Source organism: Streptosporangium pseudovulgare, assembly GCF_014648055.1.
In the GTDB taxonomy this organism is placed as follows: domain Bacteria; phylum Actinomycetota; class Actinomycetes; order Streptosporangiales; family Streptosporangiaceae; genus Streptosporangium; species Streptosporangium pseudovulgare.
The window spans coordinates 16,926-31,619 of the sequence record NZ_BMQJ01000013.1 but is presented as its reverse complement, the minus strand read 5'-3'; the positions used below and the strand labels follow the sequence as shown (position 1 = coordinate 31,619).

General features: G+C 73.4%; 16 protein-coding genes. 14 read left to right on the top strand and 2 right to left on the bottom strand.

Annotated features, from left to right (window positions below; genetic code table 11):
* Nucleotides 1-40: 40 nt before the first annotated feature.
* The 5 genes from IEZ10_RS24235 to IEZ10_RS24215 all read left to right on the top strand — a co-directional run bounded on the left by IEZ10_RS24235 (nt 41) and on the right by IEZ10_RS24215 (nt 4,367).
* Nucleotides 41-652, top strand: coding sequence for a class I SAM-dependent methyltransferase (locus IEZ10_RS24235; RefSeq protein ID WP_189248820.1), 612 nt, complete (start codon nt 41-43; stop codon nt 650-652).
* A 121-nt stretch (nt 653-773) separates the two neighbouring features.
* Complete coding sequence (locus tag IEZ10_RS24230; RefSeq protein ID WP_189248819.1) at nt 774-1,334, top strand: TrmH family RNA methyltransferase; 561 nt, start codon at nt 774-776, stop codon at nt 1,332-1,334.
* Nucleotides 1,335-1,587: 253 nt separating this feature from the next.
* Nucleotides 1,588-2,385: a glycerophosphodiester phosphodiesterase family protein gene (locus IEZ10_RS24225; protein WP_189248818.1), complete on the top strand. Its 798-nt coding sequence runs from the start codon at nt 1,588-1,590 to the stop codon at nt 2,383-2,385.
* A gap of 130 nt (nt 2,386-2,515) precedes the next feature.
* Nucleotides 2,516-3,877, top strand: coding sequence for an MFS transporter (locus IEZ10_RS24220; protein ID WP_189248817.1), 1,362 nt, complete (start codon nt 2,516-2,518; stop codon nt 3,875-3,877).
* A gap of 145 nt (nt 3,878-4,022) precedes the next feature.
* Nucleotides 4,023-4,367, top strand: coding sequence for an RNA polymerase-binding protein RbpA (locus IEZ10_RS24215; RefSeq protein WP_179828419.1), 345 nt, complete (start codon nt 4,023-4,025; stop codon nt 4,365-4,367).
* An 87-nt stretch (nt 4,368-4,454) separates the two neighbouring features.
* On the opposite strand, the gene IEZ10_RS24210 is transcribed toward IEZ10_RS24215, so the two are convergent.
* Nucleotides 4,455-4,931 carry an NAD(P)-dependent oxidoreductase gene (locus IEZ10_RS24210; RefSeq protein ID WP_229811595.1) on the bottom strand — a complete coding sequence of 159 codons (477 nt, stop codon included), beginning with the start codon at nt 4,929-4,931 and terminating at the stop codon, nt 4,455-4,457.
* On the opposite strand from IEZ10_RS24210, the gene IEZ10_RS24205 reads away from it, so the two are divergent.
* The 4 genes from IEZ10_RS24205 to IEZ10_RS24190 all read left to right on the top strand — a co-directional run bounded on the left by IEZ10_RS24205 (nt 4,915) and on the right by IEZ10_RS24190 (nt 7,726).
* Nucleotides 4,915-5,301, top strand: coding sequence for a TetR-like C-terminal domain-containing protein (locus tag IEZ10_RS24205; protein WP_229811594.1), 387 nt, complete (start codon nt 4,915-4,917; stop codon nt 5,299-5,301). The two genes, IEZ10_RS24210 and IEZ10_RS24205, sit on opposite strands and share 17 nt — an antisense overlap.
* A 257-nt stretch (nt 5,302-5,558) precedes the next feature.
* Nucleotides 5,559-6,374, top strand: coding sequence for an isocitrate lyase/PEP mutase family protein (locus tag IEZ10_RS24200; RefSeq protein ID WP_189248815.1), 816 nt, complete (start codon nt 5,559-5,561; stop codon nt 6,372-6,374).
* A gap of 131 nt (nt 6,375-6,505) precedes the next feature.
* Nucleotides 6,506-7,168 carry an NAD(P)H-binding protein gene (locus tag IEZ10_RS24195; protein WP_189248814.1) on the top strand — a complete coding sequence of 221 codons (663 nt, stop codon included), beginning with the start codon at nt 6,506-6,508 and terminating at the stop codon, nt 7,166-7,168.
* A gap of 117 nt (nt 7,169-7,285) precedes the next feature.
* A complete protein-coding gene (locus IEZ10_RS24190; RefSeq protein ID WP_189248813.1) occupies nt 7,286-7,726 on the top strand; it encodes a type II toxin-antitoxin system PemK/MazF family toxin in 441 nt (146 codons plus the stop codon).
* Nucleotides 7,727-7,863: 137 nt separating this feature from the next.
* On the opposite strand, the gene IEZ10_RS24185 is transcribed toward IEZ10_RS24190, so the two are convergent.
* On the bottom strand, nt 7,864-8,778 hold the full coding sequence (locus IEZ10_RS24185) for an NAD(P)/FAD-dependent oxidoreductase (protein WP_189248812.1): 915 nt from the start codon (nt 8,776-8,778) through the stop codon (nt 7,864-7,866).
* A gap of 394 nt (nt 8,779-9,172) precedes the next feature.
* Here IEZ10_RS24185 and IEZ10_RS24180 point away from each other — a divergent pair, with 394 nt between their 5' ends.
* The 5 genes from IEZ10_RS24180 to IEZ10_RS24160 all read left to right on the top strand — a co-directional run bounded on the left by IEZ10_RS24180 (nt 9,173) and on the right by IEZ10_RS24160 (nt 14,653).
* On the top strand, nt 9,173-9,928 hold the full coding sequence (locus IEZ10_RS24180; RefSeq protein ID WP_229811593.1) for a DUF3152 domain-containing protein: 756 nt from the start codon (nt 9,173-9,175) through the stop codon (nt 9,926-9,928).
* A gap of 135 nt (nt 9,929-10,063) precedes the next feature.
* Nucleotides 10,064-11,407 carry an NADP-specific glutamate dehydrogenase gene (gdhA, locus tag IEZ10_RS24175; protein WP_189248810.1) on the top strand — a complete coding sequence of 448 codons (1,344 nt, stop codon included), beginning with the start codon at nt 10,064-10,066 and terminating at the stop codon, nt 11,405-11,407.
* A gap of 412 nt (nt 11,408-11,819) precedes the next feature.
* A complete protein-coding gene (locus IEZ10_RS24170) occupies nt 11,820-12,569 on the top strand; it encodes a CHAP domain-containing protein (RefSeq protein ID WP_189248809.1) in 750 nt (249 codons plus the stop codon).
* Between the two features lie 9 nt (nt 12,570-12,578).
* Nucleotides 12,579-13,631, top strand: a complete 1,053-nt coding sequence (locus IEZ10_RS24165; RefSeq protein WP_189248808.1) for a YihY/virulence factor BrkB family protein — start codon at nt 12,579-12,581, stop codon at nt 13,629-13,631.
* 110 nt (nt 13,632-13,741) lie between these two features.
* Entirely contained in the window at nt 13,742-14,653 is a 912-nt protein-coding gene (locus IEZ10_RS24160) for a LysR family transcriptional regulator (protein ID WP_179828398.1), read from the top strand.
* Nucleotides 14,654-14,694 lie beyond the last annotated feature (41 nt).

Here is a 14,694-nt window from a genome sequence, read left to right as displayed (position 1 = left end):
CGCCCCGGCGCGGTCCCGGGCGTTGGTAACGTTCTACGACGTGGCACATTACTTCGAGGAGCGTCCCGAGACCGCCAGCCGTCCCGGCTCGGTCACGCTCGTGCTCCCCGACCTTCACCTGAGGCTGGAGACCGACAGCGGGGTCTTCTCCCCCGAACGGGTCGACCAGGGCACCCGGATCCTGCTGGAGACCGTGCCGCCTCCCCCGGCCGAGGGCGACCTGCTGGATCTCGGCTGCGGCTACGGCCCGATCGCCCTGACCATGGCCTCCCGCGCGCCCGCCGCGACCGTCTGGGCCGTCGACGTCAACCGCAGGTCCGTCGACCTGTGCGCCAGGAACGCGCAGAGCGCGGGCCTTGACAAAGTGAGGTCAGTGCATGTCGACGAGGTCCCGCCGGAGGTGCGGTTCCGGGCCATCTGGTCCAACCCCGCCATCCGCATCGGCAAGGCCGCGATGCACGAGATGCTGACCCGCTGGCTGTCGCGGCTCACCCCCGACGGCGTCGCCCACCTCGTGGTCCAGAAGCACCTGGGGTCCGACTCTCTGCAGCGCTGGCTGAACGAGCAGGGCTGGCCCGCCACCCGCGCGGCCTCCCGCTCCTCCTACCGGGTCCTCAGGGTCGGGGCCCGCCCCGCGGACCGGAACGGCTGAGACCGCCCCGGCGGGGCCCTGCCTCCCCCGGGCGCCGGCCGTACGGCCCGGTGACGAACGACCCCGGCGAGCCGCGGCGCGCCCGGGTGAACCACGACGAACGAGGAACGGTGAACGAACGATGACCGCGAACCCGCGCAGGCAGCTGCGGCAGACGGACGTCAAGCGGCTCAACCGCACCTGGCGCAGGCACACCGAGGGGAGGCTCGCCCTGATCGTGGAGTCGGTGACCGGCCCGTTCAACATCGGCTCGATCTTCCGTACGGCCGCGGCCTTCGGGGTGGAGCACGTCTGGCTGGCGGGCAACGCCACTCCCCCGACCAACCCCAAGGCGCAGAAGACCGCGCTGGGCACCGACCGCCTGGTGGCGTGGGACGAGCCGGTCCCCGTCCTTTCGGCCGTGCGGACCGCGAAGGACGACGGCTTCACCGTGATCGCGGTCGAACTGACCGGGGACGCGGTGCCGCTGCACGAGGCGAAGCTCGACGGCGACGTGTGCCTGGTGGTGGGCAGCGAGGACCACGGCTGCTCCCCGGCGCTGCTGGAGGCCGCCGACGGCGTCTGCTACATCCCGCAGGTCGGCCGGGTGGGCTCGTTCAACGTGGGGGTGGCCACCGCGATCGCGGTGGCCGAGGCCCGCCGCCAGGAGTGGGCCGCGAAGGGCCTGCCCGCCGGGAGCTGAGGCCCGCTCCCGGCGCGGCGCGCCAGGGAACCGCGGTCCCCTGGCGGAGGAAGCCGGCTCCCGCGGCGTCCGGCTCCTGCGGCGTCCGGCTCCCGCGGCGTCCGGCGCCGCGGGCACGCGGCCGCGGGCGCCCGCCGTTCGCACCGGGGTCACCGCGAACGTTCACCGCCCGCCGTTCTTCACCGGGGTCACCGCGAACGTTCACCGCCCGCCCCGGTGACGCGCCCCGCCCTCAGGCGGCATACTCCTGCACGTGCAGCGCCGTTACGCCTTCCTCGACCATCCCGGCCCGCTCGCCTTCGCCCACCGGGGCGGGGCGGCCGAGGGCCGGGAGAACAGCCACGCCGCGTTCGCCCGCGCCGTGGAGCTCGGCTACACCTACCTGGAGACCGACGCCCACGCGACCGCCGACGGGGTGCTGCTGGCCTTCCACGACCACACCCTCGACCGGGTGACCGACCGGCGCGGCCGGATCTCCGATCTGCCCTACCGGGTGGTCCGGCAGGCGCGGATCGGCGGGGCCGAGGAGATCCCGCTGCTTGAGGACCTGCTGGGCTCCTGGCCCGGGGCGCGGTTCAACATCGACGTCAAGGAGACCTCGTCCATCGGGCCGCTGGCCCGGGTGATCAGGCGGACCAACGCCTACGACCGGGTCTGCGTCACCTCCTTCTCGGAGGAGCGGCTGGCCCGGGCCCGCGCCGCGATCGGCCGCGACGTGTGCTCCTCGCTCGGCCCGCTCGGCGTGATGTCGCTGCGCGCCGCCTCCTCCACCACCCGCTACGGCCGGCTGCTGGCCCGCCTGGCCCGCGCCGGGGTGCCGTGCGCCCAGGTCCCGCTGGGCTTCCGCGGCCTGCGGGTCACCACGCCCGCCCTGATCCGCACCGCGCACGCCCTGGGCATGCAGATCCACGTGTGGACCATCAACGACACCGGCGTGATGGACCGCCTGCTCGATCTCGGCGTGGACGGCGTGATGACCGACAACATCTCCGGCCTGCGCCGGGTGCTGGAGGAACGCGGCCAGTGGTACCCGGCGGGCCTGCCCGTCTGAACACCCCGGCCACCCGTCCGAACGGCCCGCCGCCCACCCGAAAGTCCCGGCCACCCGTCTGAACGGCCCGGCCTCCACGGCCTTCCCGATCTTCCAGTTCCAGCCTCCCCCCAGTGAACCGAGGACCGTCATGACCGCCGAAAAGGTCACCGAGGACCTTTCCCCGTCCCCGAACCGCCTGCGCGAGCAACGCGGCTGGTACTTCTATGACTGGGCGAACTCCGCCTTCCCCACCACGGTCCTGACCGTCTTCCTGGGCCCGTACCTGACGACGATCGCCGAGACCGCCGCCGCAGGCCGGCCGTACGTGGACGTGCTCTGGTTCGACGTGCGGCCCAGCGCCTACTACTCCTTCGTGGTGGGTTTCTCGGCCATTCTGCAGATCTTCCTGATGCCCGTCGCCGGGGCCCTCGCCGACCACACGGGCCGCAAGCGGGAGATCATGGGCCTGTTCGCCTATCTCGGCGCCGGGGCCACCGTCTGCTTCTGGTTCCTGTCCGGCGACCGCTACCTGCTGGGCGGCGCGCTGTTCGTGATGGCCAGCGTCTCGTTCTCGGCGGCGTTCGTCGTCTACAACTCGTTCCTGCCGGAGATCGCCGCGCCGGACGAGCGCGACCGGGTCTCGGCCATGGGCTGGGGTTTCGGCTACCTCGGCGGCGGCCTGCTGCTCGCCGTCCATCTGGGCCTGTTCCTCTACCACGACGCCTTCCACGTGGCGGAGGGCGACGCCGTACGGCTGGCGCTGGCGTCGGCGGGCCTGTGGTGGGGCGGGTTCACGGTCATCCCGATGCTGCGGCTGCGCAACCGGCGCGCGCTCGCCCGGGGCTCCGAGAGCGTGGGCCGGGCCGTCACCGGCACCTTCCGCCAGCTCGGCCGCACGATCGTGGAGCTGCGCCGCTACCCGCTGTCGCTGGCGTTCCTGGTGGCCTATCTGATCTACAACGACGGCGTGCAGACCGTCATCTCCTTCTCGGCCACCTACGCCGACAAGGAGCTCGGGCTGAGCCAGACCGTGCGGATCGGGGCGATCCTGATGGTGCAGTTCGTCGCCTTCGGCGGCGCGCTGCTGCTCGGCCGGCTGGCCGCCTCCTACGGCGCCAAGCGCGTCGTGCTGGGCGCGCTGGTCGCCTGGACCGGCGTGGTGGCCGTGGCCTACTTCCTGCCCAAGGGGGCGGCCCTGCCGTTCTTCGCGCTCGGCTTCGCCATCGCGATCGTGATGGGCGGTACGCAGGCCCTGTCGCGGTCGCTGTTCTCGCACGTGATCCCGGCGGGCAAGGAGGCGGAGTACTACAGCCTGTACGAGATCAGCGACAAGGGCTCGACGTTCCTCGGGTCGTTCACCCTGGGCCTGGCGCTGCAGCTCACCGACAGCTACCGGCTCGGCATCGTCTCGCTGGTCATTTTCTTCGTGGTGGGTTTCGTTCTGCTCGCCGCGGTGAACCTGCCCCGGGCGATCCGCGCGGCGGGCAACCAGGTGCCCGAACGCCTCTGAGACGTCTTCCCAAAAGCGCATCGCAGACCCGGCAAGGAACGCGCGATTGGATCTCCCCATGTGTGGGAATCCACACACGGTATCAAGCGTTGTACGCCGTGGGAGACAAACCCCTCACGACGGGGCCCTCAGGAGGCATTGAGACATGGGCGAGCGTGCGCTACGCGGTACCCGACTCGGGGCGACCAGCTACGAGAACGACCGCAACACCGATCTGGCTCCGCGCCAGGAGGTGTCCTACATTTGCCCGAAGGGCCATCGGTTCGACGTCCCGCTCGCCGCCGAGGCCGAGATCCCGGCGACGTGGGAGTGCCGCATGTGCGGCGCGAACGCCCTGCGGGTGGACGGTGAGCTCCCGGAGGCCAAGAAGGCCAAGCCACCGCGGACGCACTGGGACATGCTGCTGGAGCGTCGCACGATCGAGGACCTTGAGGAGGTGCTCAACGAGCGCCTGGCGATCCTGCGCGCCCAACGCCGCAAGAGCGCCTGATCCGACGACCTGACGCGAGACCCCCGGCCCACGGCGAGGGCGCCGGGGGTCTCGTGCTGTCCGGACGGGGCGGTGGGTCCGACCGGTTCAGTAGCCGATGGTGAAGCGCCGCTGGACGAAGCGGGGTAGTTCCGCCTCGTCGATGAGTGCGACGGCGGCGTCCTCGGAGGAGATGCGGCTGCGTCCGGCGGCGTCGAGGACCGGCTGGTCTCCCCCGATCCGGAACCGTCCGGTGCGTCGGCCGGGGGCGATCTCCTCGGCCGGGCTGAAGTAGGTCCAGAGCCGGTTGGAGGTGCGCAGGACGTTCAGGGCGTCCCGATGCCCGCGCACGGCGGCGGCGTACTCCCTCGGCAGTCCCACCCGGTCGAGGCTCTCGTGCAGGAGCTCGTCGGAGTCCGCCCGTACGAGGCCGGGCTCGATCTCCAGGCTGCCGGCGCCGCCGATCACGATCAGCCGGGTCCGGGGGTGGCTCTCCAGCGCCTTGAGAAGCGCTCGGGCGGCGGTGGCGTAGACCGTGGGATCGGCGACCGAACGCGACACGGTGTCGGTGAAGTTCCGCCTCATCTACGGCGACCCGGTGCCCGGCTACCAGGCACCCGAGGGCGGCGCCGCCCCGGACGCCGCGCACCGGGTCTGCACGGGCATCGCCGCCCTCGCCGACGCCGCCTGGCCGCACACCGGACGTCTTCACGCGCGCAGCGACTTCCAGTGGTCCGACTTCGACGCCGGGCTGCTCGGCAAGGTCCGTCCGGCGTTCCCCGAACTGCCTCCGGCCGGCGTGGCACTCGCGCTGCGCATCTGGGGCCACCTGCACGGCCTGGTGTCGCTGGAGATCTACGGGCACCTGCGCACCCAGACGGTCAACCCCGACAAGCTCTTCCACGAAGAACTGACCCAGCTCGTCCGGTCACTGGGCATCGAACCCGAGGAGTGACGGCCCTCAGCACCTCCGGAGTCGTTCGCGGCCCCGGGGACCCGCGACCGGGGCACCGCGTTCACCACGCGACCGTGGCCGCCTCCCCCGGCGAGCACTCGGTGGACGCCGGCCACGGACGGATGCCGGCCCCGGTTCCTCCCGGTGGGACGACCGTACGGGCGGGCGGTGGCGGGACGACGCGCGGGGAATGGCCCGGTCCGGTGACGTGGAATCGGCTCTGGGGCCCGGCCTCTCCGGTCCTCTAGGGTCGGATCATGACCATCGCCGAGGACACGACGAACGACCGGCCCTCCCCCGGCGGGGCCGCGGCGCTGCGCGCGCTGCACGTGCCGGGGGATCCCCTGGTGCTGCCCAACGTCTGGGACGCCGCCTCGGCCCGGATCGTGGAGGCGGCGGGCTTCCCGGCCGTCGCCACCGGCAGCGCCGCGGTCGCCCCGGCGCTCGGGTACGACGACGGGGAGGCGGCCCCGGCCGCGGAGATGCTGGCCGCGATCGCCCGGATCGTCCGCGCGGTGGCCGTCCCGGTCACCGCCGACCTGGAGCGCGGCTACGGCCTGGCGCCCGCGGAACTGGTGGAACGGCTCGCCGCGACCGGCGCCGCCGGCTGCAACCTGGAGGACTCCGACCCGCGCACCGGCGAGATGATCGACGCCGCCGAGCAGGCGGCCTTCCTCGCGGCCGTCCGCTCCGCCGCCTCCGCCGCGGGCGTGGACCTGGTGATCAACGCGCGGGTCGACGTCCACCACCACGGCTCCGGCTCCCCCGCCGAACGACTCGCCGAGGCCGTACGGCGGGGCCGCGAGTACCTGGCGGCCGGCGCCGACTGCGTCTACCCGATCTTCGTCTCCGAGCCCGCCGACATCGGCGCGCTGGCCGAGGGGGTCGGCGGCCCGATCAACATCCTGTTCCGCCCCGGCACGCCGTCACTGGCCGAGCTGGCCGGGCTCGGGGTCGCCCGCGTCAGCTACGGCCCCGGCCTGCACCGGGCCGCGCAGGAGCACACCGCGCGACTGGTCACGGCGATCCGGGAGGGCCGCAGCCCCTACGAGCCGGGGTCCCCGGACCGCTGACGGCCGGAGCCCTCCCGCGCGGCCACGTCGTGGTGGACGGGCGTCACCGCCTGCGCCCCGGCGGGCGGTGACAGGCGCGTCCTGCGGGGTACGACGAGCCGTATTTCCGCGACGTGTCAGAGGAGGATCATATGCGTACGGTCATCGCCGGTGGCCACGGGAAGATCGGGCTGCGGCTGGGGCGGCTGCTCGCCGGGCGGGGGGACGAGGTCGTCAGCCTGATCCGCGATCCGGCGCAGGAGGACGACGTCCGCGGGACCGGGGCCGAGCCCGTCGTGTGCGACCTGGAGAAGGCGGGGGTGGAGGAGGTGGCCGCCCTCCTCGCCGGGGCGGACGCCGCGGTGTTCGCCGCCGGGGCCGGGGCGGGCAGCGGCGTGCCGCGCAAGGACACCGTCGACCGCGCGGCCGCGGTCCTGCTGGCCGAGGCGGCCGAGCGCGCCGGGGTCCGCCGCCTCGTCCAGATCTCCTCGATGGGGGCCGGGCAGCCGCCCCAGCCGGGCAGCGACGAGGTCTGGGCGGCGTACATCGACGCGAAGACCGCCGCCGAGAACGACCTGCAGGGCCGCCGCGACCTCGACTGGACGATCCTGCGTCCCGGGACGCTGACCGACGATCCCGGAACCGGGCGCGTCACGCTGTCGCACCCGCCGGTGCCGCCCGGGCGGGTGTCCCGCGACGACGTCGCCGCGGTCATCGTGGAGCTGCTCGACACCCCTGGCCCCCACCGGCACATCGTGGAACTCGTCGGCGGCGACGTCCCCGTCGCCGACGCCGTCCGCGGCCTGGCCTCCTGACCGCCCGCCGGGACCGGCTGACGGTCACGTCCAGGCGGGTCCGGGCGGTCCGGCCGGACGCCCTGATCACTCCGCCCCCGGCGGGTCCGCCGGGGGCGGGGTCGTTAGGATGTCCGGATGCGTGATCTCGGTGAGGACCCGCGGCCGGCCCGGGGGGCGGTCCGCGAGGTCTACGGCGTGGACCGGACGGCGACCCTCGACTACTCCCCCGACCTGGACGGCCTGGCCGACCCGGGCGAGATCGTGTGGGCCTGGGTCCCCTACGAGGAGGACCCTGACCGGGGCAAGGACCGGCCGCTGCTGGTCGTCGGCCGCCACCGGCGCCGCCTGCTGGCGATGATGCTGTCCAGCCACGGCGACGACGACCCCCGCGAGTGGCTGGAGCTGGGCGCGGGTTCCTGGGACCGTGACGGCCGGGTCTCCTACCTGCGGCTGGACCGCGTCTTCGCGCTTGGGGAGGACGACATCCGCCGCGAGGGGGCGGTCCTCGACCCGGCCCGTTTCGCCCGCGTCGCCGCCGCCCTCGGCAGGATCCACGGCTGGTCCGTCGCCCGCTGACGGCCGGTCGCCCCGCCGGCCGGGACCGGGGCGTCGCGGCCGGATGACCCCGGACCGGGGCGTCGCGGCCGTGCCTCGCGGTCTTCCGGAAGTCCGGGACGCGGGCGGTGCGCGGTTCGCGTCCCGGCCGGAACCGGTCAGGGGGCCTCGGCGGGCTCCACCGCCCAGGCGCCGCAGGCGTCGGAGATCATCGTGAAGGCGGCGGCCGACCCGGCGGCGGCCGACCCGATCGCGGCCTGCGACTCGGTGATGAGGTCCCCGGCGGCGTACAGGCCGGGCACGTCGGTGCGGTGGGACTCGTCGGTCTTGACGTAGCCGTCGCCGCCGACCACCAGGCCCAGCCGCTCGGCCAGGCGCGTGACCAGCGGGACGGGCCGCTGGCCGGGCTGCCACAGCAGGGTCTGCCGCTCGACGAGCGTGCCGTCCTCCAGCTCGACCGCGTGCAGCCTGCCGCCGGTGTGGTGGAGCCGGCGGATCCTTCCCTCGACGACCCTCGTCCCAGGGACCGGTTCGGGCAGGGTGCCGTCGGCCAGGACGATCACGTCGGGGCTCCAGGCGGAGAAGCCGGCGACGGCCGTCCTGGCGAAGGCGGGGTCGGAGGTGACCACGCCCCAGGTGCGGCCCTGGTTCTCCCAGCCGACGCAGAACGGGCAGTGGATGACCGTCCTGCCCCAGCACTCGCCGAACCCCTCCACCTCGGGGTGGACGTCGATCACCCCGGCGGCGAGGAGAACCTGGTGCGCCCACAGCGGGCCGCGGCGGTCCGACAGGACGGTGAAGCCCCCATCGGGGTCGGGGATCACGTCGGTCGCGGTGGTCTCGTACATGTCGGCCATGCCGTACCGCGCCAGGTCGGCCCAGGCGCGGCGGCGGTACTCGTCGGGGCTGAGGCCGTCGAGGCCGACGATGCCGTGCACCCCCCTGGAGGGGGCGTTGCGCGGCGGCCGTCTGGTCTCCAGGACCGCCACCCGGCGCACCGAGCGGCTCAGCGTCATGGCCGCCGTCAGCCCGGCCGGCCCACCGCCGATGATCGCCGCGTCGTAGTGCTGCACGGCGTGCTCCTTTCCGCCGGATCCGCCGGCTCGGATCCGCCGTCCCCCGGTCCGCCGCCTCCGCCGCGGGCTCGTCTGCGACCCGCGGGGCGGGGACCCGCTTCCATGACCGTCTGCCTGGCAGTACCCCGGAACCCTGGCAGTACCCCGGAACCGGGCCGGGACACCGGGGACCGGCGCGCCGCCGGGAGGCGGGACGGACCGGGAGGCGGGAGCGGCTCGCCCGGCGGGCGGAAGGCGGGGACGGGCGCCCGGCGGGGAGTCCCCGGGCGCCCGCGTGGGCGGGAGTCCCCTGGCGCCCGCGTGGGCCTCCCGGCTGATCGCTGACGGCGGGAGGTAATAAGGTTTACGGCCTATGTCCAGGAAGGTACAATTTTATGACCGCAAACCTTTTGTGGGCTTTCTCGCCCTCAGTATTTCGGCGACGCTGCTGGCCGGCGGCGCCACCCTGCTGAGCGGTCGCCTCGAACCGGTCCCGGACACACCCGCCACGCCCGAGGCCCTGCCGCGGGTGCCGGTGACCCCCACCCCGCCCCCCACGCCGACGGCCTCGCCGCGGTCGTCCCCCGGAACGGACCGTCCCTTCCTCCTGGCCAACGGTCGCCGGCAGCCGCAGCGGATGAAGGTGCCGGCCTCGGCGGGCGGCCGCTACGCCGTCGTGGGCGGCGGGGCCGAGCCGCCGGCGGGTGGCAAGGGGCGAGTGGTCCGCTACATCGTCGAGGTCGAGCGCGGCCTGCCGTTCGACGGGCGGGAGTTCGCCGAGGCCGTGCACCGGACGCTGAACGACCCGCGGAGCTGGGGGTTCCGGTTCAAGCGCGTGGCGCGCGGGCCGGTGGAGATCCGGGTGTCGCTGTCCAGCCCCGCGATGACCGACCGGCAGTGCCTGCCGATGATCACCAACGGCATGCTGTCCTGCTGGAACGGCAGGCGCGCGGTGATCAACGCCATGCGGTGGAACCAGGGCGTGCGCGGTTACAAGGGCGACGTCGCCACCTACCGGGAGTACGTCATCAATCACGAGGTGGGCCACGGCCTCGGCCACGGCCACACGCCGTGCCCCGGGCGCGGCCGGCGGGCCCCGGTGATGCTCCAGCAGACCAAGTCGCTGTACGGCTGCCGCCCGAACGCCTGGCCCTCCCCGGGCCGCTGACCTGCCTTCGGCGCCTGGCCGGCCGTCCCCCGGGCACCCCCCTCGGGGCGGCCGGCCTCTGAAGATCCGCGGATCCGCGTCGCCTACTCTTGGCAGAGATCACTGTGATCGCTGTCAATAACGAGGGGGCGAGCGATGCTGCACGAAAGACTGGCGTCGATCTACGATAACGTTCTGAGCCGCAACCCGGGTGAGATCGAGTTCCACCAGGCCGTTCGCGAGGTGCTGGAGAGCATTGGACCGGTTCTCGCCAAGCATCCCGAATACGCCGAATCCAAGATCATCGAGCGCATCTGTGAGCCGGAGCGCCAGATCATCTTCCGTGTGCCGTGGGAGGACGACCGGGGCGAGGTGCAGATCAACCGGGGTTTCCGGGTGGAGTTCAACAGCGCGCTGGGCCCCTACAAGGGCGGCCTGCGTTTCCACCCCTCGGTCTACCTCGGCATCGTGAAGTTCCTCGGCTTCGAGCAGATATTCAAGAACGCGCTGACCGGCCTGCCCATCGGCGGCGGCAAGGGGGGTTCCGACTTCGACCCCAAGGGCCGCTCCGCGCGCGAGGTGATGCGTTTCTGCCAGAGCTTCATGACCGAGCTCTACCGCCACATCGGCGAGTACACCGACGTCCCGGCCGGTGACATCGGGGTCGGGCAGCGCGAGGTCGGCTACCTGTTCGGCCAGTACAAGCGGATCACCAACCGCTACGAGTCGGGGGTGATCACCGGCAAGGGGCTCAGCTACGGCGGCGCGCAGGTGCGGACCGAGGCGACCGGCTACGGCTGCGCGTTCTTCGTGGAGGAGATGCTGAAGGCGCGCGGCACGTCGTTCGACGGCCGGCGCGTCGTGGTGTCCGGGGCCGGCAACGTCGCCCTCTACACGATCGAGAAGGTCCAGCAGCTCGGCGGCGTGGTGGTCGCCTGCTCGGACTCCTCCGGGTACGTCCTCGACGAGAAGGGCATCGACCTCGGGCTGCTCAAGCAGGTCAAGGAGGTCGAGCGCCGGCGGCTGGACGTCTACGCCGAGCGCCGCGGCGACGGGGTGTCCTTCGTCTCCGGCCGTTCCGTGTGGGAGGTGCCGTGCGAGGTGGCGATGCCTTCGGCCACCCAGAACGAGATCACCGGGCGCGACGCCGAGACTCTGGTGCGGGGCGGCTGCGTCGCGGTGGGCGAGGGCGCCAACATGCCCACCGCCCCGGAGGGGATCCGGGTCTTCCAGGAGGCGGGGGTGGCGTTCGGTCCCGGCAAGGCGGCCAACGCGGGCGGCGTGGCCACCAGCGCGCTGGAGATGCAGCAGAACGCCAGCCGCGACTCCTGGACCTTCGAGTTCTCCGAGCAGCGCCTGCGGGAGATCATGTGTGACATCCACGCCCGCTGCCTGGAGACCGCCGACGAGTACGGCATGCCGGGCGACTACGTGGCCGGGGCCAACATCGGCGGGTTCAAGCAGGTCGCGGACGCGATGCTGTCGCTCGGCCTGATCTGAGGCCGCGCCCGCCCCGCGCGGTACCTCCCGGATCGGGGCCTCCCGGCTCGGGAGGATCCCGCCGGGCCGGTGTCCGGTCCGGGCGGTCCCGCCGGGCAGCGGTCTCCCGGTCCGGGCGCCGGTCTCCCGGTCCGGGTGGTCCTGCCGGGCCGGGTGGTCCTGCCGGGCCGGGCAGCGGTCTCCCGGTCCTGGCCGGCCCCGGCTGGACCGAGCCCTCCGGGCGGGCATGACAGGCCGGGAACGCCGGCCGTTCCCGTTATTCGGCGGTTCCGACAGCAAAGCGCCGGACAAATCCCCCTTTTATCGAAAAAGGCCATCTTCTTCGCGTCGCACGGAATACAGTCCGGATTGTCGGACGGCGCCCACCCTTCGCGGAAGGGCGGAGGACACGCGGACGGGGTGGCTGACGGCCTTGGATCCGATCGGTGACGCACTGCTGAAGGCCATGGCGCCGGAGCTCGGGTACCGCCAGCGGGACGGGCAGCCCACCGTGTTCGGCCTGTGGTACTCGGCCAACGTCGCCCGGGACGCCGAGTACGAGAAGGCCCCCTGGTGCGACATGTTCATCGCCTGGGCCGCGGCGAAGGCCGGCGTCGCCGACTACGTCGGCCGGTTCGCCTGGACCCCCTCCCACGCCCGCTGGTTCACCACGCACGGCGCGTGGTCGCGCACGCCCGAGCCCGGGGCGCTGGTCTTCTTCGACTGGTCCGGCGGCGGGGACATCGGCGGCATCGACCACGTGGGCGTGGTCGAGAGCGTGGACGGTGGAACGATCCACACGATCGAGGCGAACGTCGACGGCTCCCGGCTGAAGCGCAAGACCCGCGACGAGAGCAAGGTCGTCGGCTACGGCCTGCCGCGCAAGGTCAGGGAGAGCCTGGCGGGCGCGCCCCCGGCCGAAGGGGCGCCGGTCCCCTCCGGGGTCACCCGGATCGAGGTGCGCCCGGCCCCCGGCCCCGGCGCGCCCGCTCTGGCCTTCGGCACGGGGCCGTACGGCGTGCCGGCGGAGACGGTGCCGGTCGCCGGGCTGCTGGCCGTACTGCTCGTCGCGACGTTCCTGCTGACCAGGCGGCGGCCCCGCCCCGGGGCGGGCCGGCACCGCAGGAGGGGCCGCCGGCCGGACGGGGTGCCGGAGGGCGGTAGAGCGGCGGGCGCCGGGTAGTGTCCCGCCATGACGGTCACGGGATTCGCCGGGCGGATGGCGGCGTTCTGGACGCGGGCCCGCCGCCGCAACGGCTGGCTGGACCATCTGGTGCGCGCCGGGGTGCGGTACGACCAGGCCGACGGCGGGCGGCTGTCGGCCGCGCTCACCTACTACTCGTTCTTCGCGGTGTTCGCGCTCGGGCTGCTGGGGTTCTCGATCATCGGGCACGTGCTGGACGACCCGAAGGTCATCGCCACGGTGCAGGTCTTCCTGAGTGAGAACTTCCCCCGTCTGGACGTGGCGGCGCTGCGCGACGCCCGGGGCACGGCCGGGGCGATCGCCCTGGTTGGCCTGCCGCTGACCGGTCTGTTCTGGGTGGACAGCATGCGCTCGGCGATCCGGGCGATCTGGCGGCTGGAGGAGTACCCGGGCGCCTACCTCCTGCGCCAGGTGATCGACCTGGGCGTGCTGGCCGGGCTGGGGCTGCTGCTGTCGGTCTCCCTCGCGGTGTCCTTCGCCGCCGAGTCGCTGCTGAACTGGGTGTTCCTGCACACCGTGGGCGTCACCGACGACGCGACGAGATGGCTGCTGTCGGCGGTCTCGTTCGTGCTCGGCCTGGCGGTGAACACGCTGCTGGCCGCCGCCCTGCTCACCGTGACGCCCCGGCTGCGGCTGCCGCTCGGCCGGGTGCTGGGGCCCGCGCTGTTCGCCACCGCCGGGCTGGAGATCCTCAAGACCATCGGCCAGTTCTACCTGGAGACCACCGCGGCCAACCCCGCCTACCAGGTCGTGGCGGGCGCCGTCGGGATGCTGGCCTTCCTCAAGATCCTCAACCAGATCATCCTGTTCGCCGCCGCGCTGTGCGCCACCGGCACCGGCGGGCGGGTCATCGACCTGGCGGCCCGAACGGAACGGCCCCAGCAGCCCCAGCAGCCCCAGCAGCCCCAGCAGCCTGAACAAGCTGAACAGGCCGAACAGGCTGAACGGCCCGAGTACTCCGGGCATCCGGAGCGCCCCGGGAACCCCGGGCATCCGGAGCGCTCCGAGCGCCCGGCCGTGACCTCCGTCCCGGACGCCTGACCGGCCCCTCACCCGGCCGTGACCTCCGTCCCGGACGCCTGACCGGCCCCTCACCGGCCGGGGACCGTACCGACTCCCTCATATGGTGACAATTACCCCATACTGGGGCGGTGTTGAGCAGTCACCGCCTCCGGGTCCTGCTGGAGGTCTTCCGTACGGGGAGCATCGCCGGTGCCGCGCGCGTCCTGCGACTCTCGCCGTCGGCCGTCTCCCACCAGCTGTCCCGGCTGGAGGAGGAGGCCGGGGTGGGCCTGGTCGAGCGGGGCGCCCAGAGCCTGCGGCTGACCGCGGCGGGCCGGCGGCTGGCGACCCGCGCCCAGGAGGTGCTCGACATCATCGAGGCCGCCGAGAAGGACCTGCTGGCGCAGGCCAGGGCCGACGCCGGGCAGCTGCGGATCGGGTTCTTCGCCTCGGCGGGGTACCGGCTGCTGCCGCTGGCGCTGTCGGCCTTCACCGCCCGCCACCCGGCCGTGGAGCTGGACCTGGTGCTCGGCCAGCCCCACGAGCTGATGCCCGACCTGGAGCGCGGCGCGCTCGACGTGCTGGTGGTCTTCGAGCACGCGCTCGACCCGTGGAAGCCCCCGGAGGGGGTCGAGGTCACCCACCTGTTCGACGAGCCGCAGCTGCTGGTCGTGCCGCCCGGTCACCCCGCGGGCAGATCGCAGCGGGTACGGCTCGCCGACCTGGCCGGGGAGCCGTGGATCACCACCTACGGCACCGGCACCCCGGTCTCGGTGCTGGAGCGGGCCAGCGCACTGGAGGGCTTCAGCCCGATGATCCGCTGCCGCAGCGACCACTACGAGGTCACGCTCGGGCTGGTGCGGGCCGGGCTCGGAGTGGCGCTGGTGCCCAGCCTCGGCGCGCGGGGCGCCCCCGGCGTCCAGGTGTGCCGGCTGGACGGGCCCCGGCTCTACCGCAGGATCGGCGCGGCGGCCCGCCCGACCAACCCCAACCCGGCGCTGCGCTCCTTCATCGACTACCTGCGCGACGCCTCGGCCCGGCTCCGCAACGCGTCGCACTGATCACCGGGCCGCGCCGGGGATCGCTAGCCTTTCCCTCGGAG